Here is a 23,379-nt window from a genome sequence, read left to right as displayed (position 1 = left end):
TGTGGGAGCGGGCTTGCTCGCGATGGCGATCATGCAGTCACCGCAGCCCCCACAGGCTCAACCACCGCCACCAACCCTTCCTTCATCCGCTTGGCATCGCGCACAAAACACCGCGAAGCCAGGAACAGAAACACCATGGTGAAAAATAGCGCCACCGGGATCAAATACATCGCGTCGTGCAAGCCGACGGCCTTGAACGCCTCGGTCATCTGTTCAGCTCCGGCCGAGAGCATCGCCGTATGTGCAAAGTGGTCGGACAATGCGCCCACCACCACCGGCCCCAAACCACCCCCAAGCAAATACAACCCGGCAAAGAACAGCGCCATGGCCGTAGCCCGCAAGCGCGGCTCGACTACGTCCTGAATGGCGGTGTAAACGCACGTGTAGAAGTTGTAGGCAAACAACCAGCCCACACTGAACACCGCTACAAACACGCCGATCTCGATCCGCCCGGAATGCAGCGCCCACGCCGTGCACACCGTCGAGATGATCAAGCTGAACGCGGCAAACAGCAGTCGCCCATTGGCCACCCGCTGGTGAATCTTGTCCGCGACCCAACCGCCCAGTGTCAGGCCGAACAAACCGGTCACGCCGACGATCACCCCGGTCGCCACCGCCGCTTCCTGTAATGGCATCAGGAAATAGCGCTGCAGCATCGGCACCAGAAATGAGTTGCAGGCATACGTGGCGAAGTTGAAGCACAGCCCCGCCATCACCAGCCACAGGAAAGTCGGCACCGCCAACACCCGACGGATTGGCCGGTCTACGCGCTCCTGAGAAACCTGCACACTCTCTGCGGCGCCGCGTTTCGGCTCTTTGATAAAGAACATGAAGATCGCCAGGATCAGCCCCGGCACTGCCGCGATAAAGAACGGCGCGCGCCAGCTGTCGAACGCCTTGACCATCGCGCCGATGGTGAAGAACGCTAGCAGCAGCCCCAACGGCAGCCCCAGCATGAAGATACCCATCGCCCGCGCCCGGCGGTGGGCCGGGAACAGGTCGCCGATCAGCGAGTTGGCGGCCGGTGCGTAACTGGCTTCACCGATGCCGATGCCCATGCGCACGATCAGGAACGCCCAGAAACTCCCCACCAGTCCGTTGACCGCCGTCAGCCCGCTCCACGCCGCCAGGCCCCAGCCCATCAATTTGCTGCGCGAACCGGTATCGGCCATCCGTCCCAGAGGCAGGCCGGCAATGGCATAAACGAGGGTGAATGCGGTACCGATGATCCCCAGCTGAAAGTCGCTGAGGTGCCATTCCATGCGGATCGGTTCGATGATGATGGCCGGAATGGTGCGATCGAAGAAGTTGAACAGGTTGGCCAGGAACAGCAGGAACAGAATGCGCCAGGCATTCGCCGCTTGGGTCGAGTTCTGCATGGGTCCGTCTCTTTTATTGTTATTGGGGCTTCACTGCCAGCGCATCCGAGCCCGGAACCTGCAATCTAGTCAGGCCCGCCATAGCTGTCTGTCATTATTTGTAAAGCTGATATCCGCCCATGGAAGATGTCGCAGCTGATACACCATTTATCTCCAAACGCTCTAACGCTCATTCCAAAATGGTTAGGGCCAACGTGCCACTATCGTTTGCACTCTAAACACGCCTTCTATACTCCAATGCATTCGCCAGCGTTCATGGCGCCAGCCAGGATGACAATGGGGCATGCTATGGAGTGGCTTGGGTTGCATTTCATTACCGAGCTGACGGCGAACGGCCAGGTAATACTCAACTGCACACTTGACCCTTTTCTGGTTCTGCTGGCCTATTTGGTCGCCGGTGTCGGTAGCTTTGCCACATTGGACATGGCCGAACGGGTCGGTCACGTGGAAAAACCCGCCTCGCAGCGGCTCTGGCGCTGGGTCGGTGCCAGTTGCCTGGCAGGGGGGATCTGGGCCATGCAGTTCATCGGCATGCTGGCATTCAAGGCGCCGATCGACATTCAATATGACTTGCCCATCACTCTCCTTTCTCTGTTGATCGCCCTGCTGGCCTCGTGGCTGGCCATGCATGCTCTCAGCCATCCCCGCCTGAGTTTTTGGCAATATCTCCAGGCGTCGATCTGCATTGGCCTGGGCATCGCCACCATGCATTACGTGGGCATGACCGCCATGCGTTCGAGTGCGATGGCCTATTACCAACCCACGCTGTTCGCCCTCTCCATTGTGTTCGCCATCGGTGCCAGCCTTGCAGCCCTGCTGATATCAAGTCATCTGCGCGACGGCACCGGTCTGTTCCATCAACTGCTCAAATACAGCGCCAGCCTGGTGCTCGGCGCAGGCATTATCAGCATGCACGTCACCGCCATGGCCGCCTTCAATCTGGTGCTGCCCGCTGACAGCCTCCAGCCGCTGCCCGGCGCAAACAATCATCTGCAACTGGGTCTGACGGTGGCGGTCATGACACTGCTGATCATCGGCAGCAGCATCAGCGCGGCGCTGGCGGACAAGAAGCTGCAAAACAAGGAGCGCGACCTGCAACGGGTCAACGCCCTGCTCAGTCAACTGGACCAGGCGAGGATGTCGTTACAACAAGTGGCGCACTACGACCCCCTGACCAACCTGATCAACCGCCGTGGCTTCAACCAGATTTTTGCCGAGAAACTCATCGAGAAAACCAACGAAGGCGGCATGCTGGCGGTGCTGTTCCTGGACATCGACCATTTCAAGCGGATCAACGACAGCCTCGGCCATGATGCCGGTGACGAATTGCTCAAAGTCCTGGCCAGCCACATAAAGTGCTCGGTGCGCAGCCACGAAGATGTCGTTGCGCGCTTCGGAGGCGACGAGTTTTGCATCCTCATCAGCCTGCATGATCATGATGAAGCGCGGCACATGGCCCAACGCATCATGGCGAAAATGAAGGAGCCCATCGAGCTGTCCGGGCGGCGCATGGTTATGACCACCAGTATCGGTATCAGCGTGTTTCCGGAAGATGGCAAGACCTGTGAAGAGTTGCTGAAAAACGCTGATCTGGCGCTGTATCAGTCCAAGGACAGCGGGCGCAATGGCCTGAATTTTTTCAGCGAAAACCTGAAAACCCGCGCGACGCTGGAACTGCAACTGGAAGAAGAGCTGCGCCACGCCCTGCGCGAAAACACCGGGCTGATGCTCTATTACCAACCGATCTATGACCTGAAAACCGCTCAGGTCAGCAAACTTGAAGCGCTGGTCCGCTGGCAACATCCGGTTCACGGACTGCTGGCACCGGACCGGTTCATTGCCATCGCCGAGGCCAACGGCCTGATCGCCGAACTGGACAACTGGGTCCTGCGCAAAGCCTGTGAGGACCTGGGCGAGTTGTCGCGCCAGGGTTGCGAAGAACTCCACATCGCCGTGAACTGCTCGCCCCTGAACCTGGCGCGCGAATCATTGGCCGATGAAATCGAACACGCGCTGCGGGTCGCCGGAGTGGCGCCGCAGCGGCTGGAACTGGAAGTAACGGAAAATGCGCTGATGGGCAACATCGCCGATACGCTGGTGTTGCTGCGCCAGATTCGTGCCCTCGGCGTGTCGCTGTCGATTGATGACTTCGGCACCGGTTACTCATCACTGGCCTATCTCAAACGACTGCCACTCAACACGCTGAAGATCGACCGTTCGTTCATCCAGGACATCCCCAAGGCCACCCAGGACATGGAAATCGTTCAAGCGATCATCGTCATGGCCCACACGCTGCATTTGCAGGTGGTGACCGAAGGCGTCGAAACCCTTGAGCAATACGAGTTTCTGGAGCGTAACGGCTGCGACTTCGTGCAGGGCTACCTGCTCAGTCGCCCAATACCGCTGGCGCAGTTGCGTCCGGTGCTGAGCGAAATCAACCAGCGCAAGCACCTGCACACTGTCAGCCCTTTGAGTCTGGCTCGCGGTACAACTGCACTAGCGTCGACGGATCTTTTTCCAGGAATCCCTGGCTCCCATGCAGTCGCATCAATTGTGCGGCCAGTCCACTGATCGGCGTGGCCGAGCCTTGCTCACGGGAAAACTTCACCGCGGTATCGAGGTCCTTGAGCAGCGTGCGCACATGCCATTTCACCGGTTCGAAACGGCTTTCGGCCATTTGCGGACCGAGGATCTGCAAGGGCTTTGAATCGGCAAACCCGCCTGCCAGCGCCTCGGCGATCAGACTGGCCTGCACCCCGGAACGCTCGGCCAACGCCACGACTTCGGCGATCACCAGCGCGTTGCAGGCGACGATCATCTGATTGCAGGCCTTGGTCACCTGCCCCGCTCCGACGGCGCCCATGTGGGTCACGCGCTGACCAAGGTTCAACAACACAGGCCTGACGCGCTCAAGATCCGCCGTTTCACCGCCCACCATGATCGCCAGGCTGCCAGCCTCGGCGCCGACCACTCCGCCGGACACCGGTGCATCCAGCCAGCTCATGCCGGCCTGGCCGACCAGCGCTGTCGCCATTTCCCGCGTCGCGGTAGGTTCCAGGCTGGAAAAGTCCACCAGCAATTGACCGCTTTTCGCACCTTGCGCAATCCCTGCCGCACCAAACACCACCTCACGAACCACCGACGTGTCCGCCAGGCACAACATCACCACGTCGGCGTGCTGACACAGCTCAGCCGGCGTGGCGACCTGTCGTGCACCGGCCTCGACCAGCGGCGCGCACTTGGCTGGATTGCGGTTCCACACCGTCAGCGGGTAACCCGCTGCCAACAGGCGCTGGCACATTGGCAAGCCCATCAGGCCGACCCCGGCAAACCCGAGTGAAGGTAACGCTGCCATCATTTGGCCTCCTTTTGATTAAAGATCGTCGAATATTGGCCGATTCATCATGACTTAGGAAAGGATTCCCCCGAGCGATGCTCAGGCCAAGGCCCTGACGCTTGGGCCAAATACGCGCTGAAAAAAAACGCGAGATCCCATCCGTGATGGTTCGACGACACCGTGTCGCTCAACCAACCAGCCCAGGTACATGGCGCACAATGACTTCTAAAAACAATCCGGCCACTGCGATACCCGATCTGACGTTGAGCCCCGCGGCAAACAGCCCCGCACCGTCGAAGCCATTGACGCCATCGCGCCCGTTGGCGACTCAGCAATACCTGTATTTCACCGAAACCAATACCGATCGTATCCTCGATAATCTCGACGGTCTGCGTGACATGGTGTTCCCGCGTCCACCGCATCTGGAAGGCGACAGCGAACATCACAGCGATCAGGAATTCCCGTCGGTGTGCCTGATCGGCCTGGGCCGTTGCGGTTCGAACATCGCGCTGGACGTGGCAGAGCTGGTGTACAACGCCCGTAAGTTCTACCTCAACGAATTCAATAACGAAGATCGCCTGTCGCCGGACAAACGTTTCGCCGAAAAGGGCTACAGCCCGGCACAGTGGATTCGCAACAACCTGCGCCTGGGGCCGAACAAGGCCACCAAACCGGTGTTCCTGGTAGAACCCCTGGTCATGCTCGGCGACCTGGACAAAGACATCGCCGGCCGCATCCGTTTCTCGCGCAAGGGCGAAAAAAGCGGCTTCCTGCGCGACTACAGCAAAATGAAAATCATGGACTTGTCGGAAGTCCACGCCGGTGGCGCCGGTAACGCGCCGATCCTCGGTCAGTACCTGGCCAAGATCATCCTGAACAAGGACACCCAGCGTTTCTCCAGCCCTGACTGGAAGATGATTCACTCGTACCTGATCGACAGCTGCGGGATCAAGGCCAACCAATCGCGCCTGTATTTCTCGATTTTCAGCGCCGGTGGCGGTACCGGTTCGGGCATGGCCTCGGAATTCGGCCTGGCCCAGCAGCACTCGTACATGAACAAGACGTTCGACACCAAGCCGATGGACGAGCACGACGGCAAGAGCGGTCATTCCTTCGTCTTCGAGCCGATCTTCACCAGCGGCATCTGCGTGCTGCCGAACATTTCCGATCACCGCAGCGAAATGTCCGAGGCGCTGCACATCAACGCAGGTCGTCTGCTGTGTAAATACCTGTCGGAAGAGTGGGACTTCTCCTACAACTTCGCCAACGAAGACAGCAGCGAAGCCAGTGTCATGGGTCGTATCCGCCCATGGAACGCCATGATGCTGATCTCCAACGACATCATGCGTTATGCCGAAGAAAGCGATGACGGCAACATCCAGAACATCGACGTCAACGCGATGGAAAAGCACGCTAACCAATACATCTCACAGCAGATCTTCAACATTCTGACGGCGCAAGCGGTAACCACCGACTACGACCAGAACTATTTCCGTCGGGCTGGCATCGACATTGGCGAAACCATTCGCCTCGACGCCAACGACCTGTTCATGAGCCTGGCCGGCCCCGTAGCGATTGCCTATGCCGAGTCCGTGGTGCCGGAAACGCCGCCGCCGAGCAGCGACAAGTTCAAGGTGTTCGAGAAAGAACCGCAGCGCCTGAACATCGACGACCTGTTCTTCCGCTCCATCGACTTGCCGCACTTCAACAAAGTGACCCAGGCGATCGAAGGCATCAGCCTGTTGCCAATCGAATCCAAGCGCTATCGCGCCTCGCTGGAGCAGTACAAGAATTCGGGGTACGACGCGGCCGCGTTGCACGACCTGCACTTCTTCAAGAACTGCTCGTCGGTGGTCTCGATTGTTTCGCTGCCAAAGGACTACAAGCTGTCCTACATGGACTTGAACCGGTTGAAGACCCACCTCAACAGCCTGTTCCCGAACACCACGCTCAAGCGTTATGCGCTGGTCATCGGCGCCTCGGCCAACTTGTCGCTGACCACCCTGATCGCCAAGAGCCCGTGCCTGTCGGACGACTTCCTGACGCTGATCGTGGCCTTCATCAAGCGTTGCTTCGCGAAAAACCCGTACCGCTTTGACGAGACTCTGGATAACTCGATCCTGGACTTCATCATTAATGAAGAGTTCGACGAGGACCGTATCGACGAGCTGCTGAATGAGTTCGAGAACCCGGCGAAGATCCTCGACACCAATTGGTACGCGATCAAACCGATGTACGAGAAGAAGTACCGCGAGCTGATCAACGACAAAGACAAGTTCGTCTCGATCAATGACATTCGTCTGTCCCGGGATTGCGTAAAGAAGGCGATCAAGTACTTGCGCGAGATTTATCGTCACCGGATTGGCAAGACCAAGGTTATTTCGCTGAATAACCATACTGGCAAGACGGCTTAATCAGCGGCGCGCCCAATCGCGAGCAAGCTCGGCTCCTACAGAGTTCGGTAGCGTTCACAAAATTTGTGATCGACATCGTCCCTGTAGGAGCCGAGCTTGCTCGCGATGGCGGCATCAGAATCACCACAAATCCCAACATCCAGAAACAATTAAGCAGCCAATCGGCTGCTCGATAAACTGTTCCCGTTACGTTTACGTCACCGTGATGCTGGCCCGCCTGTGGCCTTTCTCTACGGCAACGTGCCATCACGCTACTCGGCTACACACTTTTGCCCGACAAGGCAGCGCACCAATAGAGTGCGCATCTTCAGCTTGTCGCCCTTTCCTGGATCATAATCCACGGCGAAACGACCACTGCCCACAGCTCCGGATCGCGTTCGAAAAGATCCAGCGCCCGCGTTTCAGACAGCTTGGCGACCTTGTCGGCGGCCAACCAGGCAGCCACTTTCTCGCCTTCGTCGGTCGCGACTGCCTCCGCTGCAGCAATCAAATCCAGACCGGGATCGACCCACAATAGGGCACCCCTGGCGAAGAACGGCTCCAGCTCCTTCCAGGTAATAGATGCGGTTTCACCAAGCAGCTTGGCATAGAGGGTGCTAGGTTCTTGAGTCATGGGTCCTGTCCGGAAAAGAAATCGACGTAATCATAACGTTGGTGGTCTGGCAGAAAAACCCGGATGCAATTGAGTGACCGATTGAAAACAGCAGGAAAGCCAAGGATTGCTGATATTTCAGCTATAACCCCCGCCGCCATTCTGTCTTTTTCTTTCAAAAAAGCGACACCCTCAGGTTTTGCCCCCTGGCGCCAGCTTCCCAGGCTAACAATTGGCGCTCTACACTGTACCGGTACAGTTGCCGGGGGCATTTTCCGGAGGATATCGAAGATATCTGACCCGGTTCTGCTGCTACGGCGCCAGGACTATAAAAACTACAACAGTAAGAGTGGAGCACTATGACTAAGGCTACTAAGCAGATTTCCAAACTGTTTGCCGCTATGGTTCTGGCCGGGGTTGCCAGCCATTCGTTCGCAGCTGACACCATCAAGATCGGCATCGCCGGCCCTAAAACCGGCCCTGTAGCCCAATACGGCGACATGCAGTTCAGTGGCGCCAAAATGGCCATCGAACAGATCAACGCCAAAGGCGGCGTAGACGGCAAGAAACTCGAAGCCGTTGAATACGATGACGCCTGTGATCCAAAACAAGCGGTAGCGGTCGCGAACAAAGTCGTCAACGACGGCGTCAAGTTCGTGGTCGGTCACCTGTGCTCCAGCTCCACTCAACCGGCTTCGGACATTTACGAAGACGAAGGCGTGATCATGATCACCCCGGCTGCCACCAGCCCGGACATCACCAATCGCGGTTACAAAATGATCTTCCGTACTATCGGTCTGGACAGCGCCCAGGGCCCTGCCGCCGGTAACTACATTGCCGACTTCGTAAAACCGAAGATCGTTGCTGTTCTGCACGACAAACAGCAATACGGTGAAGGCATCGCCACCGCCGTGAAGAAAACCCTGGAAGGCAAAAACGTCAAGGTTGCCGTGTTCGAAGGCATCAACGCCGGCGACAAAGACTTCTCTTCGATGATCTCCAAGCTCAAGCAAGCCAACGTCGACTTCGTCTACTACGGCGGCTACCACCCGGAGCTGGGCCTGATCCTGCGTCAAGCCCAGGAAAAAGGCCTGAAAGCCAAGTTCATGGGTCCGGAAGGCGTGGGTAACGACTCCATTTCGCAGATCGCCAAAGACGCTTCCGAAGGTCTGCTGGTGACCCTGCCGAAATCCTTCGACCAGGATCCGGCCAACATCGCCCTGGCTGATGCGTTCAAAGCCAAGAAAGAAGACCCAAGCGGTCCGTTCGTGTTCCCGTCCTACTCGGCTGTTGAAGTCATCGCTGGTGGTATTACTGCTGCCAAGAGCGAAGACCCTGCCAAAGTGGCTGCTGCCATCCACGCAGGTTCCTTCAAAACCCCGACTGGCGACCTGAGCTTCGACGCCAAGGGCGACCTGAAAGACTTCAAATTTGTGGTTTACGAGTGGCACTTCGGCAAACCTAAAACTGAAGCCAAGCCTCAGTAAGGCGTTGCCTGACTGACTGCCAATAAAGCCCACGGCGTGCCGTGGGCTTTGTTTTACGAACGTATTGGGCCGCACTGGCGTGATCCGCCAGTCTCCCCACCTGAAAATCTCAAAACCGTCATCAGCGGTTCGCTGGCAAACCTCGCGTTCGAAGTGGATGCAGATCCACGGGGCTCGAGCGGGAAAATGACTCCACCAGTGAAATGCGTATCAGGTTTTTAGGAGCGCTGTAATGCCTGACATCTATCACTTCTTCCAACAGCTGGTTAATGGTCTGACCATTGGCAGCACGTATGCCCTGATCGCCATCGGCTATACGATGGTTTACGGCATCATTGGAATGATCAACTTCGCCCACGGCGAGGTGTACATGATTGGTTCCTACGTGGCGTTCATCGCCATTGCGGGCCTGTCCATGATGGGACTCGACAGTGTTCCGCTGTTGATGACCGCCGCTTTTCTCGCGACCATTGTCGTGACCAGTGCCTACGGTTATAGCATCGAACGGATCGCCTACCGCCCTCTGCGCGGCAGCAACCGTCTGATCCCGCTGATTTCCGCCATCGGCATGTCGATCTTCCTGCAGAACACGGTTCTGCTGGCGCAAGACTCCAAGGACAAATCCATCCCCAACCTGATCCCCGGTAACTTCTCCATCGGGCCAGGTGGCGCACATGAAGTGCTGATTTCCTACATGCAAATCGTGGTGTTCGTGGTGACCTTTGTCGCCATGCTCGGCCTGACGCTGTTCATCTCCCGCTCTCGCCTGGGTCGCGCCTGCCGCGCCTGTGCCGAAGACATCAAGATGGCCAACCTCTTAGGTATCAACACCAACAACATCATCGCCCTGACCTTCGTCATCGGTGCCGCACTGGCAGCCATCGCGGCGGTATTGCTGAGCATGCAATACGGCGTGATCAACCCGAACGCCGGTTTCCTGGTCGGCCTCAAAGCCTTCACCGCAGCGGTACTGGGCGGTATCGGCAGCATCCCCGGCGCCATGCTCGGCGGGATCGTGCTGGGGGTGGCGGAAGCCTTTGGTGCCGATATCTTCGGCGACCAGTACAAGGACGTTGTGGCGTTCGGCTTACTGGTTCTGGTGTTGTTGTTCCGGCCTACCGGCCTGTTGGGCCGTCCGGAGGTTGAAAAAGTATGACTAGGAATCTTAAACAGGCGTTGTTCAGCGCCTTGCTGGTGTGGGCCGTTGCCTACCCGGTACTCGGTCTGAAACTGACCATCGTCGGCATCAACCTCGAAGTCCACGGCACCAGCACTTCCACCCTGATCACCATCGCCGTGTGCTCGGTGTTGATGTTCCTGCGGGTGTTGTTCGACCAGCAGATCAGCTCGGCCTGGAAATCCTCGCCGAACCTGCCGGTGATGCCGGCCAAGGCCAGTACGTTCCTGACCCTGCCGACCACTCAGCGCTGGATCATCATCGCGTTGATCATCGGTGCGCTGGTCTGGCCGTTCTTCGGTTCCCGCGGTGCGGTGGATATCGCCACGCTGGTGCTGATCTACGTGATGCTCGGCCTGGGCCTGAACATCGTGGTCGGTCTGGCCGGTCTGCTCGACCTCGGTTACGTCGGCTTCTATGCCGTCGGCGCCTACAGCTATGCGCTGCTGTCGCACTACTACGGCCTGAGCTTCTGGATCTGCCTGCCGATCGCCGGGATGATGGCGGCCACCTTCGGCTTCCTGCTCGGTTTCCCGGTGCTGCGTCTGCGCGGTGACTATCTGGCGATCGTGACCCTGGGCTTCGGTGAAATCATCCGTCTGTTCCTGCGTAACCTGACCGGCCTCACGGGGGGTCCGAACGGCATCAGTAACATCGAGAAACCGACGTTCTTCGGCCTGACCTTCGAACGCAAAGCCGCTGAAGGCCTGCAGACCTTCCACGAGTACTTCGGCCTGGAATACAACTCGATCAACAAGGTGATCTTCCTTTACCTCGTTGCGCTGTTGCTGGCGCTGTTTGCCCTGTTCGTGATCAACCGCTTGCTGCGCATGCCGCTGGGCCGTGCCTGGGAAGCGTTGCGTGAAGACGAAATCGCCTGCCGTGCGCTGGGTCTCAATCCTACGGTCATCAAGCTCTCGGCCTTCACCCTCGGTGCGTGCTTCGCCGGTTTTGCCGGCAGCTTCTTCGCCGCGCGTCAGGGCCTGGTGACACCGGAGTCGTTCACCTTCATCGAGTCGGCGACCATCCTCGCCATCGTGGTGCTGGGTGGCATGGGCTCGCAACTGGGCGTCGTACTCGCCGCCACAGTGATGATCCTGTTGCCGGAAATGATGCGTGAGTTCAGTGAATACCGCATGTTGATGTTCGGCGCCTTGATGGTGCTGATGATGATCTGGCGTCCTCAAGGACTGCTGCCCATGCAACGTCCTCACATGGAGCTGCGCAAATGAGCCGCGAGATCCTCAAAGTAGAAAATCTGAGCATGCGCTTCGGCGGCTTGCTGGCGGTCAACGGCGTAGCCCTGAGCGTGAAGGAAAAACAGGTCGTGGCACTGATCGGCCCCAACGGCGCCGGCAAGACCACCGTGTTCAACTGCCTGACCGGCTTCTATCAGCCGAGTGGCGGCAGCATCCTGCTGGACGGCGAGCCGATCCAGGGCCTGCCCGGCCACAAGATCGCCCTCAAAGGCGTGGTGCGCACCTTCCAGAACGTGCGGCTGTTCAAGGACATGACGGCGGTCGAGAACCTCTTGATCGCCCAGCACCGTCACCTGAACACCAACTTCCTGGCCGGTCTGTTCAAGACCCCGTCGTTTCGCAAGAGCGAGCGCGAAGCCATGGAGTTCGCCGAGTTCTGGCTGGACAAGGTCAACCTCAAGGCATTCGCCAACCGTCCTGCCGGCACCCTGGCCTACGGTCAGCAACGTCGTCTGGAAATCGCTCGCTGCATGATGACCCGTCCGCGGATCCTCATGCTCGACGAACCGGCCGCCGGCCTGAACCCGAAGGAAACCGAAGACCTGAAAGCGCTGATCAGCATGTTGCGTGAAGAGCACAATGTCACCGTGCTGCTGATCGAACACGACATGAAACTGGTCATGAGCATTTCCGACCACATCGTCGTGATCAACCAGGGCACACCTCTGGCCGACGGCACGCCGGAACAAATCCGCGACAATCCCGAAGTGATCAAAGCCTACCTGGGGGAAGCGTAAATGCTGCAATTCGAAAACGTTTCCACCTTCTACGGCAAGATCCAGGCCCTGCACAGCGTCAACGTCGAAGTCCGCCAGGGCGAGATCGTGACTCTGATCGGCGCCAACGGTGCCGGCAAATCGACTCTGCTGATGACGCTCTGCGGTTCGCCGCAAGCCCACAGTGGCAGCATCCGCTACATGGGTGAGGAATTGGTCGGTCAGAGTTCCTCGCAGATCATGCGCAAGAGCATCGCCGTCGTGCCGGAAGGTCGTCGGGTGTTTGCCCGTCTGACCGTGGAAGAAAACCTCGCCATGGGCGGGTTCTTCACCGACAAGGGCGATTATCAGGAACAGATGGACAAGGTCCTCGGACTTTTCCCACGCCTGAAAGAACGCTTCGCCCAACGCGGCGGCACCATGTCCGGCGGCGAACAGCAAATGCTCGCCATCGGCCGTGCGCTGATGAGCAAACCCAAGCTGTTGCTGCTCGATGAACCTTCATTGGGCCTGGCACCGATCATCATCCAGCAGATCTTCGACATCATCGAACAGCTGCGCAAGGATGGCGTGACGGTGTTTTTGGTGGAGCAGAACGCCAACCAGGCGTTGAAAATTGCCGACCGTGCGTACGTTCTGGAGAACGGCCGGGTGGTGATGACAGGTACCGGGGAAGCATTGCTGACTGACCCGAAAGTGCGTGAAGCGTACCTGGGTGGTTGAGTCTTTGCGGTAAACAAAAAACGGCCTTCGGGCCGTTTTTTTATGCTTGTCATAATGGAAATCTCCCCCGTAGGAGCTGCCGCAGGCTGCGATCTTTTGATCTTGGTTTTCGCCAGGACCACCGAAGATCAAGATCAAAAGATCGCAGCCTTCGGCAGCTCCTACAGGGGATTTTGGGTGTATTGGAGAGCGTGTTTAATCAGTGTCCGTGTTACTTCCTGCAAGCTACATCACCTTGCGTCGTTGCCTACAGCTACGCCAGAATCCGCCGACTTGTGCGTCTTGGGGCCTGCCTCTATCGTTTCCCTGCCACTGCCCATCAGTGGTCGGGTTTAGTCGCTCGGTAGTTCTCCCGGATCGCATAAGTGCCAAAAAGTCAGGTATTCCATCCCTGCACTTGACGGTGGCTGTGTGCAGGGCGCCCTCGGGCGCGCCGATATCCGGGGTTCTCGATCGGTCGACTAACCTGTGCACAGCCGCCACCTTTTCGTTTAGTCGCGAGCGGGTTGCAGCCTCATATAGAGAGAACCCGTAAATGTTCAAGAATTCACCCAATCCCCCGCACAATCCCAGCCCGATGTTTGTCGTCGCGCCCGGTATCGATATGCAAACCCTGCTGGGCCATGCCTGTGAATCACTTGCGTCGGCGAGTGTGATGGCCAGCAATTTCGCCGCTTTCCTGGAAGGTTCGCACCGCAACATGCTGCTCGGCATCCAGCAAAGCATCATGCTGGGCGAACTGGCGGTGAATCGGGCGCTGGATCAAATTGACCAACAAGAATCCTGATCACCAAGATCACCCTGTGGGAGCGGGCTTGCTCGCGAAAGCGGTGTGACATTCAGTATTAATGCTGACTGACACTCCGCTTTCGCGAGCAAGCCCGCTCCCACAGTGTTGGGTGGTGAGCTGCTATCGTTGGAGTCGATCCAGCGCTTCACCGCTGCGCTTGAACCAGCCAATCAAATAGTCCGCCAACACCTGTGTGCGCTTCGGCAATCCACCCTGATAGGGATGCACCAGGTACATCGGCATGCGGCGGGTCTGATAGTCACGCAGGAGCCAGCGCAAACGGCCGTCAGCCAATTCCGCTTGCAGCAGGTAGGACGGCAACCGCGCAATGCCGGCGCCGGCCAGTGCCGCTTTTTTCAGCAGGCTGTAATGGTTGCTGGCGAACGGTCCCGAGACGCGAACCCGCAACAACTCGTGTTGCTGGTGATAGAGCCACTCTTCGCGACCGCTGTAGTGACTGTTGAGCAGACAGCGATGTTCAGCGAGGGCCTGCGGCGTCAGCGGTTCGCCGTATTGCTCAAGGTAAGCCGGGCTGGCGCAGGTCATTTCGTGCCAGGCCAATAGCGGTCGGGCCACCAGGCGCTCGTCATTGCCCACCTCGGAGCGAACCGCGAGATCAAACCCGTCGCGGGACAAATCACGGTAGTTGTTGCTCAGGTCCAGCTCGATCTGCACCTCAGGGTACTTGCCGGAAAACTCCAGCAACAAGCCATCGAAGAAGGTTTCCCCCAGCGATACCGGAACCGTCATACGCACCGGCCCGGCCATGTCGTCCTTCAGCCGCGCCAATGCCTGACGCGCCCTCTCGACTTGGACTACGAGTGCCTGGGCTTGCGGCAACAGCGCCGCACCTGCGGCTGTCAGGCTCAAACGGCGGGTGGTGCGTTGCAGCAGCACCACTGAAAACCGCGATTCCAGTTGGCTGATGCGCTTGGACAACTGACCTTTGCTGCACCCCAGCTGCTGCGCCGCCAGTGTGAAACTGCCTGCTTCAATCAATATCGCGAACGCCGCCAGATCATCCATTTCGCTCATGGATTGTTTCCATTTGAAAACCAAAGGTTGCCTATTAGCACGCTTATCGATGGAAAAAACCACTCTAGACTGAAGCCACTTTCAACCACTCAAGGAACAGCAGCATGAAAATTCTTTTGATAGGCGCAGGCGGCACCATCGGTTCGGCGGTCGACAAGGAGCTGTCCGAGCGTCACGAGATCATCCGCATCGGCCGCAACAGCGGTGATTTCCATGTGGATATCAGCGACAGCGCATCGATTCGCAAGCTGTTCGAGCAAACCGGCAAGTTCGATGCACTGGTCTGCGCCGCCGGCAACGTGACCTTCGCGCCCCTCGGTGAAATGACCGGAGAAAGCTTCGCACTGGGCCTGAAAGACAAGTTGATGGGCCAGGTCAATCTGCTGCTGATCGGCCGCGAGTACGCCAACGACGGCGCCTCGTTCACCTTCACCACGGGCGTGCTCAGCCACGACCCGATCCGCAGCGGCGCCTCGGCAGCGCTGGTCAATGGCGCCCTGGACAGCTTCGTCCGCGCCGCAGCGATCGAACTGCCTCGCGGCCTGCGCGTCAATTCGGTGAGCCCGAACGTACTGGTCGAAGCCATGGGCAAATACGCGCCGTATTTCCGCGGCTACAAACCGGTTCTGGCAGCGGACGTGGCATTGGCCTACGCCAAAAGCGTCGAGGGCCTGCAAACAGGTCAGACCTTTCACGTGGGCTAAACCGCCGCGACCTGTAGGAGCACGGCTTGCCGGCGATGGCGATATCGAAGACGCCATCGCCGGCAAGCCGTGCTCCTACAAGTGATGGGCGAATCGAATTCAAAAGTAGTGGGGTTGTGATGAACGGTCAGGCTGAGTAACGTGGCGGCACTTGTCTGGAGACTCAAAGATGCGTGTTGCCCGTTCCTTAGTCCTTGTTGCCCTGCTTCCATTGTTTGCCGCTTGCCAGTTGCTCGACGGCCCGCGTGAAAGTGCCTCCCACGTGGGCCAGACCCGCATGCAGGGCCAATTGACGGCGGCCGACGGCAAGCTGTTGTTCCAGCCGTGCAATGAACAGCGCAGTTATGTGGTCAACGACACCGGTGGCACCAGCCTCCTGCAAGAGGCTGCGACCCTGGCCGATGACCAAGGCAAGCTGTTTGCTGACGTACGCGGGCGGGTCGTCGACAGCCGTCTCGACCTTGCGCAGCTGTACCGCGTCGAGCGCTCGGGCACTGCATGCAACGATCCGAATTTCAAAGTGCTGATTCTGCGCGCTGCCGGCCATGGGCCTGAGTGGAACGTGAAAGTCAGCGGCAAAGGCATGGTCATCGAGCGCGCCGGTCAGCCGCCATTGGCCGTACCCTACGTTGAAGAGCAACTGGGCGATGGCCGCTTCAACCTCAGCACCGAAGCCAATAACCAGCACATCGAACTGTGGGTCGCGCCGCAACGTTGCGTCGACAGCAGCACCGGCAGTGTCCAGCACATGAGCGCCGAACTGCGCATCGACGGCCAGGTTCAGCGTGGCTGCGGGTATTTCGGCGGATCGCGTAACGACTGATCGTTTTAGCCTCACGGGAATCATTCGTTGAGGCTTATAATCGCGGGCTTCAAACGCCTTGGCGCAGTTGTGCGCCCCGCGAACCGGATCCTGTCATGTTACGAATCACCGAACTCAAGCTGCCGATCGACCATCCCGAAGAAGACCTGCGTCCTGCCATCGTGCAGCGCCTGGGCATCAGCAGTGATGACCTGCTCGATTTCACCTTGTTCAAGCGCAGCTACGATGCGCGCAAAAAGTCCTCTGAACTGTGCTTCATCTACACCATCGACCTCAATGTTCGCGATGAGGCGGCGGTGCTGCGCACGTTCGCCGATGACCGTAACGTCAACGTGGCGCCGGATGTCAGCTACAAAGCGGTCGGCCAGGCGCCGGCTGATCTTGAGCAACGTCCTGTCGTCGTGGGCTTCGGTCCGTGCGGGATTTTCGCCGGGCTGCTGCTCGCGCAAATGGGCTTCAAGCCGATCATTCTCGAGCGCGGCACCGAAGTGCGTCAGCGCACCAAGGACACTTGGGGTCTGTGGCGTAAAAGCGTGCTTAACCCGGAATCCAACGTGCAATTCGGTGAAGGTGGCGCGGGGACGTTCTCTGACGGCAAGCTTTACAGCCAGATCAAGGACCCGAAATTCATCGGTCGCAAAGTCCTGCACGAGTTCGTCAAAGCAGGTGCGCCGGAAGAAATCCTCTACGTCAGCAAACCGCACATCGGTACGTTCCGTCTGACCGGTGTTGTGGAAAACATGCGTGAGCAGATTCGCGCGTTGGGTGGCGAAGTGCGCTTCCAGCAGCGGGTGACCGATGTATTGATCGAGGATGGGCAACTGGTCGGCGTCGAGCTCAACGGCGGCGAGCAGATTCACTCGAAACACGTGATTCTGGCCCTCGGCCACAGTGCTCGGGACACCTTCCGCATGCTGCATGGCCGTGGCGTGTTCATGGAAGCCAAGCCGTTCTCGGTGGGTTTCCGCATCGAACACCCGCAATCGCTGATCGACCGCGCGCGTCTGGGCAAGTACGCCGGCCACCCGAAACTCGGGGCCGCCGACTACAAACTGGTGCACCACGCCAGCAACGGACGTTCGGTCTACAGCTTCTGCATGTGCCCGGGCGGCACCGTGGTGGCGGCGACGTCCGAGCCGGGCCGCGTGGTCACCAACGGCATGAGCCAGTACTCGCGTAACGAGCGCAACGCCAACTCCGGGATCGTCGTCGGGATCACCCCGGAAGTCGATTATCCGGGCGGCCCGCTGGCGGGTATCGAGTTGCAGGAACGCCTGGAATCCCACGCCTTTGTGTTGGGCGGCAGCAACTACGAAGCGCCGGCGCAACTGGTCGGCGACTTCATTGCCGGCAAGCCGTCCACCGAGTTGGGCAGCGTCGAGCCGTCCTACAAACCGGGAGTTGCCTTGGGTGATCTGGCGTTGGCCTTGCCGGCGTTCGCCATCGAAGCCATTCGCGAAGCGTTGCCGGCGTTCGAGAAGCAGATTCGCGGTTACTCGCTGCACGACGCGGTGTTGACCGGGATCGAGACCCGTACGTCGTCGCCGCTGCGGATTACCCGTAACGAGTCGATGCAGAGCCTGAACGTGAAAGGCTTGTTCCCGGCGGGTGAAGGCGCCGGTTATGCGGGGGGGATTCTGTCGGCGGGTGTCGACGGGATTCGGATTGCAGAAGCCGTGGCCCGCGACATCCTCGGCCTCGAGGCCTGATACGCGACGCCTGAAACAACGCAATACCCTGTGGGAGCGAGCCTGCTCGCGATAGCGGATTAACATTCAACAGAGATGTTGACTGATTTACCGATATCGCGAGCAGGCTCGCTCCCACATTGGTTTTCAGCGTGTCAGATATTGGCGCGCAGCACGCTGGCCGGCAACGGCTCGCCGCGCTCGACACTCGCCGCCACGGCATCCATCAAACCGCTCAACTCATACCCCTGGCCCTTGAGCCAATCCTGATCGTAGTAAGTGGTGGCATAGCGCTCGCCGCCATCACACAGAATCGCCACGATTGACCCCGACTCCCCCGCCGCCGCCATCTGCTGGGCCGCCATCAACGCGCCGATCAGGTTGGTCCCGCTCGACCCGCCGACTCGACGTCCCAAACGCTGCGCCAGGTAATGCATGGCCGCCAGAGACAACGCGTCCGGCACTTTGACCATCGCATCGATCACTTTGGGCAGGAACGACGCTTCGACCCGAGGCCGGCCAATGCCTTCAATCCGCGAACCACAATCCAGGCGCAGGCTGGCGTCGCCGGTCTGGTAGTAATCGAAGAACACCGAGCGCTCGGCATCGGCGCAGAGCACGCGGGTGCAATGTTGTCGGTAACGCACGTAACGGCCCAGCGTCGCGGTGGTACCGCCGGTGCCGGGGCTGGAGATCAGCCAGCTCGGCTCGGGGTGCAGTTCGAAGCGCATTTGCTGGAAGATCGACTCGGCGATGTTGTTGTTCGCCCGCCAGTCGGTAGCGCGCTCGGCATAGGTGAACTGGTCGATGAAATGCCCATCGTGTTCACGGGCCAGGCGCTCGGATTCGGCGTAGATCTGCGTCGGATCGTCGACCAAATGACTCTTGCCGCCGTAGAAAGCGATCTGCGCGATTTTCTCTTTGGACGTGCTCGCCGGCATCACCGCAATGAACGGCAAGCCCAGCAAACTGGCGAAGTAGGCCTCGGAAATCGCCGTCGAACCGCTGGACGCTTCAATCACCGGCGCCCCGGGCTTGAGCCAGCCGTTACACAGTGCATACAGAAACAGCGAGCGCGCCAGGCGGTGCTTCAGGCTGCCGGTGGGATGACTGGACTCATCCTTGAAATACAACTCGATGCCCGGAAAACCCGGCAGCGGCAAGGGAATCAGGTGGGTGTCGGCGCTGCGCTGGAAGTCGGCCTCGATGATCCGGATGGCTTCGCGGGCCCACTGTCGGTTGTCGCTCATGGTGGTTTTCTCGTTGAGTCGGCCTTGTTGCAAGGCTCAGCTGACAAGCTTAGGAAAAAACCTACAGCACGCACAGGTACAGCTGACGTTCAATACGCCCGACAACTGCTAGGCTCAGGTCCCTGCTGATCGTTCACGTTGTAACGGCATATAACAAAAAAGAATATAACTTTTGTTTTAACAACTAACGGTACGGGTTAGGGTGTGCCACCTTTTGAATTCATCGATGGAGAGCGACCTTGCCTCTGCGTAGCACTTTCACGCGTTTCTTCCAGTTGGAAGCTGCCAGCGGACTGTTATTGATCGCCGCTGCTGCCCTGGCGTTGATCATCAACAATTCTCCGCTGTCGTGGCTTTACAGCAGTTTTCTCGACACTCCGGTCGTGGCGCAGGTCGGTGCGTTGCAAATCGCCAAACCGGCTCTGCTGTGGATCAACGATGGCCTGATGGCCCTGTTCTTCCTGTTGATCGGTCTGGAAGTGAAGCGCGAAGTCCTCGACGGTCAACTGTCGAAACCGTCGCAAATCGTCCTGCCCGGCGCGGCGGCGATTGGCGGCATGGTGGTTCCGGCGTTGATCTACTGGTTTCTGAACCGCGATGACCCGGCAGCCCTGGGTGGCTGGGCCATCCCGATGGCCACCGACATCGCGTTCGCCCTCGGCGTACTGGCCCTGCTGGGTAAGCGGGTACCGGTGTCGCTGAAGCTTTTCCTGATGACGCTGGCGATTATTGACGACCTCGGCGCAATCATCGTCATTGCGATCTTCTACTCGGGTACGCTCTCGACCCTTTCGCTGTCCCTGGCCGCGACGTGCATCGTGGCACTGATCGCGATGAACCGGCTCGGGGTGGTCAAGCTCGGGCCGTACATGATCATCGGCCTGATTCTTTGGGTTTGCGTGCTCAAGAGCGGTGTCCACGCGACACTGGCCGGTGTGACCCTGGCCTTCTGCATTCCCCTGCGCACGAAAAACGCCGAACCTTCGCCGCTGCTGACCCTCGAACATGCCCTGCATCCATGGGTGGCCTACGGCATCCTGCCACTGTTCGCCTTCGCCAACGCCGGCCTGTCCCTGAGCGGCGTGACCGTCGAAAGCTTCACCCACCACGTACCGATGGGCATTGCTGTCGGCCTGCTGCTGGGCAAAACCCTAGGCGTCTTCGGCCTGACCTGGCTGGCCGTGAAAATCGGCATTGCCGCCCTGCCCCAAGGCGCCAACTGGGGCCAGGTAATGGGCGTGGCAATCCTCTGCGGCATTGGCTTCACCATGAGCCTGTTTGTCGGCTCCCTGGCGTTTGTGCCGGGTGCCAGTGAATACGCAGGGATGGACCGGATGGGGATTTTGACCGGTTCGATACTGGCAGCATTGATTGGTTATGCGGTGACGGCGGCGGCGAGTCGCAAGAGTGCCACTCTGCAATCCTGATAAACAGAGACAACTCTTAGCGTCATTCAAGACTCGTCCTACAGCCACGATCAGCCTCGTTCGTTAACGTCGCACAGCCCCTTTGTTGGGGGCTGTCGATGTTCGAACGCAAGGAAGATCAGTGGCTGGCAATAAGGACATTCCCCGGGTCAAGAACCCTCCGTCAGGCGACGGTCATCACGTCACTCACCGCTTTATGACGGCCACCGAACTGGCCGCGCGGGATGCCAGACAAAACGCTTACGACGCGATGCTCGCGAGGCAACACGCCTTCGAACGGAGTCGTGAGGTCGTCGCGAAAAAGCACGAACCCGTTCGCGCAGGATGCGTATTCGCCAAGTCCTGCAAGCTGCCGGACGCCATCATCGATTACTCGAATCCTTCGGGGATGGTGCCCACCGACAGCCTCAAGGACTACGGTGAAGTCGCCTGGCTCGGTGCTCGCGAGGCAGACGAAGCCGGGCTGCTGAATCTTGAAACCATCAGCGGCAGTACCGTTTCGCTTGGTATCGGCCGAATGGCTCTTCGCGCCCCGGCTATCGCTGTTCCCACCGCAGCACTCGGTGCTGCTGGAACCACCCTATTGGCCGGCCTGGTCGCGTTCTTCTGGACGCCGAGTCTCGGCGATAGCGCGCTCTATACCGAAGATCAGTTACGCGCCCTGAAACAGGCTCGAACTCGTGTTCGGCTAAGAGTCGAGCAACAGGCTGACGGCAGTCTCAAGGGATACGGTTTCTACACCGGCAAGAACCGTGATTGGGAAATGGTTGATGTCGTGCAGTTCAGCTTGCGCGGCAGTCAGCAGGTGGCGGATCTGGGGGATGGTGTTGAGCTGATCTGGACACCGGCTGTGGATGGTTCCGACATCCTTGGTATTCCAGCGCTGGAAGCAGCTCCGCAAGCGCCGCACATTTGGGTTTATCCGCCGACGAAAGCGGCGGATAGCATCATCGTGAATCCGGTTTACCCGCCGGAGTACAAGGATTTCATTCTTGTGTTTCCGGTTGGTTCCGGGGTGTCGCCGCTATATGTTGTGATCAGCGCTCCTCGTAAAGGCTTGCCGGCAGCTGGTCACAGTTATCATCCAGCACCAAGAACCGAAGATATCACTGCATTTCCAGGCCTTAAAAAAGCCAAGAAAAAGAACCCCATCGTAGGAGGCGGAGGACTTAGAGAACGCTGGATTGATGCAAAGGGCAAAACCATCTACGAGTGGGATTCTATGCATGGAGAGCTGGAAGCTTATCGCGCAAGTAATGGAAGCCACTTGGGAGCTTTTGATCCCATAACGGGTGAACGACGTGACGATGCTCAATCCAAACGAAACATCCCCAAAAAATACTTGTGAGACGACAATGGGACTGAAGCTAAGGTTGGAATGGTATGACAAGCAAACTGAACTTTGTCAGGGCGAAGAGTCCTCCAAAGATTTAGGTGACGATGAGTCAGTACTGAATGCTCTCGGTATCCACGTCGAAAACAATATCAATAATGGAGGCTTTAATGTTTGCAACCACTGGGTTGCTGTTATCCAACCTCATTTTCAGCACCCTATCGTCTTGAATACCTATGATTACCAGATAGCGTTCGACTATCGTGACCAGTGGTAATGCAACATAAATTAACTAGCGCTCGGTAATCATTCCAAACAAAAAACCCCGACCAGTCACCTGATCGGGGTTTTCTTTTACCCGTATTCCCGCTTAGTGCGAAACGCGGCTCGTCCCATCAACAGTAGCAATCCGCACACGTTCGCCAACACGGAACACTTCATTTTCCTGAACCTGTTGCACGTAGGCGCGCATGCTGCCGTCGTCTTCGCGCACGGTGATTTCCACGCCCTGAGTGCGGGTCAGGCCTTCTTCGGCTGCAGAACCTGCCAGGCCACCGGCGACTGCGCCGATAACGGCAGCAACGATGCTGCCGCGACCGCCACCGATGGCGCTACCGCCGACACCGCCCACGACGGCGCCAGCCGCGCCGCCGATTGGGGTTTTGGTGCCTTCGATTTTGACCGGCCGCAGGGATTCGATGGTGCCCATGCGAACGGTCTGCACGCGACGCGCTTCGTCACGGGAGTAGGAGTCACCGGTCAGGCTCGATTGGCAGCCAGTGAGCAACATCGCCATCGTGGAAAAGGAAGCAACCAGCAGAACAGACTTACGCATAGCATCAACTCCAAAGGACAAGTATTCATTAAACTCCGCAGCTTGACGCCTGTCACGGCCTCGCCCGGATAAAATTGGTTTGATTCAGGCCCGGTACAGGCACCTCCACGAACTCACCACACAGTAGCGGCAAATTCCGGAATCTGCGCCGCTGCCCCAAGGATTGTCATGGATTACTTCATCATTGTCGTCACTACCGTTGCCGGATTGTATTTCCACTGGTGGCTATACGTGCGGATCAAACGCTGGATGGACCGCGATCTGGCGTTGTCACTGGCGGGTAAAGACGAGCAGAAAAAGGCGTTCATGCTCCAGCAACTGGCGAACGCTCAAGCGCAGAAGATCAAGCGCCGAGACCTGCCGCAGTGGCTTGAAGCCGCTGCGGCAGGCTATCCCGATCGGTAGATGGC

21 protein-coding genes are annotated in these 23,379 nt (G+C 58.6%); 15 read left to right on the top strand and 6 right to left on the bottom strand.

Annotated features, from left to right (window positions below; all coding sequences use genetic code 11):
• Positions 1–29 precede the first annotated feature (29 nt).
• The gene (locus KW848_RS06375; RefSeq protein ID WP_192406522.1) at positions 30–1,379 is read right to left on the bottom strand and encodes an MFS transporter; all 1,350 of its coding nucleotides are present in this window, start codon (positions 1,377–1,379) and stop codon (positions 30–32) included.
• 288 nt (positions 1,380–1,667) lie between these two features.
• Here KW848_RS06375 and KW848_RS06370 point away from each other — a divergent pair, with 288 nt between their 5' ends.
• Entirely contained in the window at positions 1,668–3,950 is a 2,283-nt protein-coding gene (locus KW848_RS06370; protein ID WP_218536528.1) for a bifunctional diguanylate cyclase/phosphodiesterase, read from the top strand.
• Here KW848_RS06370 and KW848_RS06365 read toward each other — a convergent pair.
• Complete coding sequence (locus tag KW848_RS06365; RefSeq protein WP_192406520.1) at positions 3,841–4,737, bottom strand: NAD(P)-dependent oxidoreductase; 897 nt, start codon at positions 4,735–4,737, stop codon at positions 3,841–3,843. The genes KW848_RS06370 and KW848_RS06365 overlap by 110 nt on opposite strands.
• 197 nt (positions 4,738–4,934) lie before the next feature.
• On the opposite strand from KW848_RS06365, the gene KW848_RS06360 reads away from it, so the two are divergent.
• Entirely contained in the window at positions 4,935–7,130 is a 2,196-nt protein-coding gene (locus KW848_RS06360; RefSeq protein ID WP_218536342.1) for a hypothetical protein, read from the top strand.
• A 307-nt stretch (positions 7,131–7,437) separates the two neighbouring features.
• On the opposite strand, the gene KW848_RS06355 is transcribed toward KW848_RS06360, so the two are convergent.
• Positions 7,438–7,743 (bottom strand): DUF2288 domain-containing protein, encoded by a 306-nt coding sequence (locus KW848_RS06355; protein ID WP_111450936.1) that lies wholly within the window; start codon positions 7,741–7,743, stop codon positions 7,438–7,440.
• 338 nt (positions 7,744–8,081) lie between these two features.
• Here KW848_RS06355 and KW848_RS06350 point away from each other — a divergent pair, with 338 nt between their 5' ends.
• From KW848_RS06350 to KW848_RS06325, 6 genes are all read left to right on the top strand, one after another.
• Positions 8,082–9,209, top strand: coding sequence for a branched-chain amino acid ABC transporter substrate-binding protein (locus KW848_RS06350; protein ID WP_218536341.1), 1,128 nt, complete (start codon positions 8,082–8,084; stop codon positions 9,207–9,209).
• Between the two features lie 232 nt (positions 9,210–9,441).
• Positions 9,442–10,365, top strand: a complete 924-nt coding sequence (gene livH, locus KW848_RS06345; RefSeq protein ID WP_008147295.1) for a high-affinity branched-chain amino acid ABC transporter permease LivH — start codon at positions 9,442–9,444, stop codon at positions 10,363–10,365.
• Positions 10,362–11,618: a high-affinity branched-chain amino acid ABC transporter permease LivM gene (locus KW848_RS06340; protein ID WP_218536340.1), complete on the top strand. Its 1,257-nt coding sequence runs from the start codon at positions 10,362–10,364 to the stop codon at positions 11,616–11,618. Before livH ends, KW848_RS06340 begins: the two co-directional genes overlap by 4 nt.
• Entirely contained in the window at positions 11,615–12,382 is a 768-nt protein-coding gene (gene livG, locus KW848_RS06335) for a high-affinity branched-chain amino acid ABC transporter ATP-binding protein LivG (RefSeq protein ID WP_008147293.1), read from the top strand. The genes KW848_RS06340 and livG overlap by 4 nt, the downstream gene beginning before the upstream one ends.
• The gene (locus KW848_RS06330; protein WP_008147292.1) at positions 12,383–13,084 is read left to right on the top strand and encodes an ABC transporter ATP-binding protein; all 702 of its coding nucleotides are present in this window, start codon (positions 12,383–12,385) and stop codon (positions 13,082–13,084) included.
• A gap of 535 nt (positions 13,085–13,619) precedes the next feature.
• Positions 13,620–13,871 (top strand): DUF6124 family protein, encoded by a 252-nt coding sequence (locus KW848_RS06325; RefSeq protein WP_111450938.1) that lies wholly within the window; start codon positions 13,620–13,622, stop codon positions 13,869–13,871.
• Between the two features lie 123 nt (positions 13,872–13,994).
• Here the strand turns inward: KW848_RS06325 and KW848_RS06320 are convergent, their stop codons facing one another.
• Entirely contained in the window at positions 13,995–14,909 is a 915-nt protein-coding gene (locus KW848_RS06320; RefSeq protein WP_111450939.1) for a LysR family transcriptional regulator, read from the bottom strand.
• A gap of 104 nt (positions 14,910–15,013) precedes the next feature.
• Here KW848_RS06320 and KW848_RS06315 point away from each other — a divergent pair, with 104 nt between their 5' ends.
• From KW848_RS06315 to KW848_RS06305, 3 genes are all read left to right on the top strand, one after another.
• Complete coding sequence (locus KW848_RS06315; RefSeq protein WP_218536339.1) at positions 15,014–15,613, top strand: short chain dehydrogenase; 600 nt, start codon at positions 15,014–15,016, stop codon at positions 15,611–15,613.
• 169 nt (positions 15,614–15,782) lie between these two features.
• On the top strand, positions 15,783–16,436 hold the full coding sequence (locus tag KW848_RS06310; RefSeq protein ID WP_218536338.1) for a COG3650 family protein: 654 nt from the start codon (positions 15,783–15,785) through the stop codon (positions 16,434–16,436).
• Between the two features lie 95 nt (positions 16,437–16,531).
• Positions 16,532–18,145 carry an NAD(P)/FAD-dependent oxidoreductase gene (locus tag KW848_RS06305; RefSeq protein ID WP_218536337.1) on the top strand — a complete coding sequence of 538 codons (1,614 nt, stop codon included), beginning with the start codon at positions 16,532–16,534 and terminating at the stop codon, positions 18,143–18,145.
• Between the two features lie 134 nt (positions 18,146–18,279).
• On the opposite strand, the gene KW848_RS06300 is transcribed toward KW848_RS06305, so the two are convergent.
• A complete protein-coding gene (locus tag KW848_RS06300; protein WP_218536336.1) occupies positions 18,280–19,374 on the bottom strand; it encodes a PLP-dependent cysteine synthase family protein in 1,095 nt (364 codons plus the stop codon).
• 239 nt (positions 19,375–19,613) lie between these two features.
• On the opposite strand from KW848_RS06300, the gene nhaA reads away from it, so the two are divergent.
• From nhaA to KW848_RS06285, 3 genes are all read left to right on the top strand, one after another.
• Entirely contained in the window at positions 19,614–20,801 is a 1,188-nt protein-coding gene (gene nhaA / locus KW848_RS06295) for a Na+/H+ antiporter NhaA (protein ID WP_218536335.1), read from the top strand.
• A gap of 121 nt (positions 20,802–20,922) precedes the next feature.
• A complete protein-coding gene (locus KW848_RS06290; protein WP_218536334.1) occupies positions 20,923–22,149 on the top strand; it encodes a colicin E3/pyocin S6 family cytotoxin in 1,227 nt (408 codons plus the stop codon).
• Between the two features lie 7 nt (positions 22,150–22,156).
• Positions 22,157–22,411 carry a colicin E3-like toxin immunity protein gene (locus KW848_RS06285; protein ID WP_218536527.1) on the top strand — a complete coding sequence of 85 codons (255 nt, stop codon included), beginning with the start codon at positions 22,157–22,159 and terminating at the stop codon, positions 22,409–22,411.
• Positions 22,412–22,504: 93 nt separating this feature from the next.
• On the opposite strand, the gene KW848_RS06280 is transcribed toward KW848_RS06285, so the two are convergent.
• The gene (locus tag KW848_RS06280) at positions 22,505–22,969 is read right to left on the bottom strand and encodes a glycine zipper 2TM domain-containing protein (RefSeq protein ID WP_056739294.1); all 465 of its coding nucleotides are present in this window, start codon (positions 22,967–22,969) and stop codon (positions 22,505–22,507) included.
• Positions 22,970–23,137: 168 nt separating this feature from the next.
• Here KW848_RS06280 and KW848_RS06275 point away from each other — a divergent pair, with 168 nt between their 5' ends.
• Entirely contained in the window at positions 23,138–23,374 is a 237-nt protein-coding gene (locus KW848_RS06275) for a hypothetical protein (protein WP_192406499.1), read from the top strand.
• Positions 23,375–23,379 lie beyond the last annotated feature (5 nt).

Source organism: Pseudomonas sp. PDM25, from assembly GCF_019219045.1.
Taxonomy (GTDB): domain Bacteria; phylum Pseudomonadota; class Gammaproteobacteria; order Pseudomonadales; family Pseudomonadaceae; genus Aquipseudomonas.
The sequence above is the reverse complement of the archived record's forward strand: the minus strand, read 5'-3'. Positions and strand labels throughout refer to the sequence as shown.

What these genes read in the sequence shown, in the direction of transcription:
- KW848_RS06310 (WP_218536338.1), top strand. Translation starts at nt 15,783, where the DNA reads ATGCGTGTTGCCCGTTCCTTAGTCCTTGTTGCCCTGCTTCCATTGTTT.
- KW848_RS06280 (WP_056739294.1), bottom strand. Translation starts at nt 22,969, where the DNA reads ATGCGTAAGTCTGTTCTGCTGGTTGCTTCCTTTTCCACGATGGCGATG.
- KW848_RS06365 (WP_192406520.1), bottom strand. Translation starts at nt 4,737, where the DNA reads ATGATGGCAGCGTTACCTTCACTCGGGTTTGCCGGGGTCGGCCTGATG.
- KW848_RS06300 (WP_218536336.1), bottom strand. Translation starts at nt 19,374, where the DNA reads ATGAGCGACAACCGACAGTGGGCCCGCGAAGCCATCCGGATCATCGAG.
- KW848_RS06360 (WP_218536342.1), top strand. Translation starts at nt 4,935, where the DNA reads ATGACTTCTAAAAACAATCCGGCCACTGCGATACCCGATCTGACGTTG.
- livG (WP_008147293.1), top strand. Translation starts at nt 11,615, where the DNA reads ATGAGCCGCGAGATCCTCAAAGTAGAAAATCTGAGCATGCGCTTCGGC.
- KW848_RS06315 (WP_218536339.1), top strand. Translation starts at nt 15,014, where the DNA reads ATGAAAATTCTTTTGATAGGCGCAGGCGGCACCATCGGTTCGGCGGTC.
- KW848_RS06340 (WP_218536340.1), top strand. Translation starts at nt 10,362, where the DNA reads ATGACTAGGAATCTTAAACAGGCGTTGTTCAGCGCCTTGCTGGTGTGG.
- KW848_RS06285 (WP_218536527.1), top strand. Translation starts at nt 22,157, where the DNA reads ATGGGACTGAAGCTAAGGTTGGAATGGTATGACAAGCAAACTGAACTT.
- KW848_RS06355 (WP_111450936.1), bottom strand. Translation starts at nt 7,743, where the DNA reads ATGACTCAAGAACCTAGCACCCTCTATGCCAAGCTGCTTGGTGAAACC.
- KW848_RS06370 (WP_218536528.1), top strand. Translation starts at nt 1,668, where the DNA reads ATGGAGTGGCTTGGGTTGCATTTCATTACCGAGCTGACGGCGAACGGC.
- KW848_RS06305 (WP_218536337.1), top strand. Translation starts at nt 16,532, where the DNA reads ATGTTACGAATCACCGAACTCAAGCTGCCGATCGACCATCCCGAAGAA.
- KW848_RS06330 (WP_008147292.1), top strand. Translation starts at nt 12,383, where the DNA reads ATGCTGCAATTCGAAAACGTTTCCACCTTCTACGGCAAGATCCAGGCC.
- KW848_RS06325 (WP_111450938.1), top strand. Translation starts at nt 13,620, where the DNA reads ATGTTCAAGAATTCACCCAATCCCCCGCACAATCCCAGCCCGATGTTT.
- KW848_RS06350 (WP_218536341.1), top strand. Translation starts at nt 8,082, where the DNA reads ATGACTAAGGCTACTAAGCAGATTTCCAAACTGTTTGCCGCTATGGTT.
- KW848_RS06375 (WP_192406522.1), bottom strand. Translation starts at nt 1,379, where the DNA reads ATGCAGAACTCGACCCAAGCGGCGAATGCCTGGCGCATTCTGTTCCTG.
- KW848_RS06275 (WP_192406499.1), top strand. Translation starts at nt 23,138, where the DNA reads ATGGATTACTTCATCATTGTCGTCACTACCGTTGCCGGATTGTATTTC.
- KW848_RS06320 (WP_111450939.1), bottom strand. Translation starts at nt 14,909, where the DNA reads ATGAGCGAAATGGATGATCTGGCGGCGTTCGCGATATTGATTGAAGCA.
- livH (WP_008147295.1), top strand. Translation starts at nt 9,442, where the DNA reads ATGCCTGACATCTATCACTTCTTCCAACAGCTGGTTAATGGTCTGACC.